Origin of the sequence: Caballeronia choica, assembly GCF_001544535.1 — a bacterium.
Classification (GTDB): domain Bacteria; phylum Pseudomonadota; class Gammaproteobacteria; order Burkholderiales; family Burkholderiaceae; genus Caballeronia; species Caballeronia choica.
Genome location: NZ_FCON02000359.1, coordinates 1 through 2,688, shown reverse-complemented (window position 1 = coordinate 2,688; position 2,688 = coordinate 1). Strand labels below are relative to the sequence as shown.

2 protein-coding genes and 1 pseudogene are annotated in these 2,688 nt (G+C 60.8%); 2 read left to right on the top strand and 1 reads right to left on the bottom strand.

All coding sequences use genetic code 11. The features are described 5' to 3' along the window. Positions 1 to 1,498 precede the first annotated feature (1,498 nt). Entirely contained in the window at positions 1,499 to 1,681 is a 183-nt protein-coding gene (locus tag AWB68_RS43845; RefSeq protein ID WP_087650313.1) for a hypothetical protein, read from the top strand. Positions 1,682 to 1,721: 40 nt separating this feature from the next. Here AWB68_RS43845 and AWB68_RS43840 read toward each other — a convergent pair. Further along, positions 1,722 to 2,216, bottom strand: a pseudogene (locus tag AWB68_RS43840) (transposase); the annotation flags it as partial. A 146-nt stretch (positions 2,217 to 2,362) separates the two neighbouring features. On the opposite strand from AWB68_RS43840, the gene AWB68_RS43835 reads away from it, so the two are divergent. After that, complete coding sequence (locus AWB68_RS43835; protein ID WP_200828968.1) at positions 2,363 to 2,647, top strand: hypothetical protein; 285 nt, start codon at positions 2,363 to 2,365, stop codon at positions 2,645 to 2,647. Positions 2,648 to 2,688: the final 41 nt, after the last annotated feature.

Sequence of the window (2,688 nt, the reverse complement as noted above, 5' to 3'; positions counted from 1 at the left end):
CGAGTGAGGGGTCTCATATCAACGCCTTAGCGGCCTTCCACGATGACGCGCGCTACTGGTATTTCAGCAACCTGCTAGTGCCGCGCTCCTGGCGCGCGCGTGCTGCGTTGTTGCGGCTGTTCTGGTATCGCCCGCGCGACAAACTACCGCCCGGCCTGTGAGAGTCGGCGAGCTTGGCCGATGGCTCGGGGGCGTCGGCATAGTCGTTCGGCGTTAAACGGTCGCACGATGCAACCGTTTCGGCGGTCGCACCGTGCGACCGCCGAAAAGCGCCGTTCTCGTCGCGCCCATTCAGTAGTGCGCCCTTGGCTTCTGCCATGTCGTGCAACAGCACGATCCGCACGTTTATAGGCGGCGTAGTCGCGCTGATGCGCCGTCGACCAAAGTTTCATGGTGCGACTTTGATTTTTGATCGCCGCCTCACACGGCCCTATCGCCGGTGTAGTTCGTCGGGGCACCCTCGTCGCACGCTGCGACTAGGGGCTTACTGCTCGGATTCGCCGTTTGCACGGTCGCAGCGTGCGACCGAGCCTTGGCCGCGTCGTTGACTCCGGTCGCTGTATTCGGTTTCACGCGGTCGCACAATGAAACCGCCTGAAGCGTCGAGCCCGTTAGGTTGCGCGAGGATGCGTCGACGTAACGTCCCGAGGTCGCATGCTGCGACTTCGGGCGCGGCCTCAAAACCGGTTGCACAATGCGACCGGTTTTTTATAACCCGCCGGTCGGCTGAGTCGCTGTTAGGTCAGGTCTGGTCGCGCACTGCAACTCGTCCTCTTTGCGCTCGCGCTGGTTGTTGCCGCTCGTCTTGGCGTCCTCATAACCTGTCGTATTGTGCGACAGGTTTTCGTTCGAGGTAGTCGCACCGCGCGACCACCTCGGCTCCTGCTAGTTAGCGCCTGCGGTCGCTCGCGTTCCGGTTTTGGCCATGTCGGCGAGCTTGACCGGGGCTCGGGGTGCGTCGGCGTAAGGCGCCGGATTAATGTCGCATGCTGCGACGTTTTCGGGCCGCCCTTTGCTCGCCCTTTCGCCGGTTTTCGCCACTCGTCCGCGCGTACCTCGGCACGAACGCGAATCTCGCCCGCTGCCCATTCAGCGTCGCGGTACAACGCCTTCCGGGCCCAGCGTTCAAGCAGTCCGCTTCAGTCATTCGACTGCCCTCCCTTTAAGAGAGGGGCAAATTGTATGACGAAGGTCTATTGTAACGACATGTAACGCAATGTATCAACGCGCTCGGGCGGTAGCTCGGGCTACTAAGCCGCACTAGCCGCACCCCATCGCCTAGCGCGAGGAGCCAACGAATCGCCGTAGAGCGAAGTTTGAAGCCCGCCATAGAGCGGGTTTTTTTCGTCGTGAGGGATCGCATTCTGATATCGGAATGATGGGTTCACCGACCCAACGGCCAACACTGGATCGGATGCGCCGATACCCTCGCCGACGCGTTGCACTGCCCCCCGGGGCCGCCTCGCGCGGCCTCACCTGAGAACCTGAGAGAATCACCATGAAACGCCTTATCCTTGCCGCTGCCCTGGCACTTATCGCCTCGCTGTCGGGTTGCGCCGCTTTTTGTGACTCGAACGACGCGGCCTGTATCAACAAAGCCAACGCCGTGAGCGCGAGCATTGCCGCCGCTGGCGTGGCCACGCTCGGCGCTGCCGCTGCCTATGCCGCAGCCCAGAGCTAACGTCAATAGTGGTGTATGGGCAGCATCGTGACGATCGGTTTCAAGCGGCGAGTTTCTGCTGAACCGGTCGATCGTCTTGCACCGGTTCGCCGTCCTTGAAGGCAATGCCATCGAGCAACAGCTTGATCTTTTCCGGGCCGTTGATACGGCGCCAGGTTTTCTCAGCTTCCTCAATCAGCTTGAATGCCAGACCGAGGAAGGTCGATCGCGACACGCAGTTGCGCGTACGCGTCGTACGGTGACGCACGGTCGCGAACGTCGACTCGATCGCGTTGGTTGTGCGCAGATGCTGCCAGTGCTCGGCGGGGAAGTCGTAAAAGGCCAGCAAGCTGTCCCGATCCTTCTTCAACGTTTCCGTCGCCTTCGGATATTTCGCCGCATAGACCGACACGAAACGATCGAACGCGGTGTATGCCTCGGCGCGCGTGGCGGCCATCCAGATCGCCTGCATGTCGGCCTTTGCGCGTGCCTGTTGCGACTTCGGCAGCGCATTGAGCACGTTGCCCATCTTGTGAAACTTACGCCGATATCGGCGTAAGTTTCATTATGCCGACGTCGCGATTATGCCGATGTGCAGCCGCGATGCGGCGGCGCAGGCGGGGAACCTGGCGTACGTATCGGCATAATCCCGGTCATATGAGCGATGCTTCCTTTTCCACAACTGGGAGAAGGAGAGAACTCATGTCAGATCCATCTCGCGTCCGTATCACCGGACCGCTCGCGGCGTTTGCAGACGGCTTCGCCGCGGAGTTGAGCAAACAAGGTTACCGGCCCAACGCCGCCGCGAATCAATTTCAGCTTCTTGCGCATTTGAGCCGGTGGCTTGCTTCCAGGCGACAAGACGCAACGACGCTCACCGATTCGGTCCTGGACGAATTCCTGAATGCACGGCGCGCGCAGGGCTACACGTTGTGGCTATCATCCAAAGCACTAGTGCTGCGCGTCAAACGGATTGCATCTTATTAAGCTTGGCCCTGGCACGCGTGACTTTCGCGAGGATGTCAGAG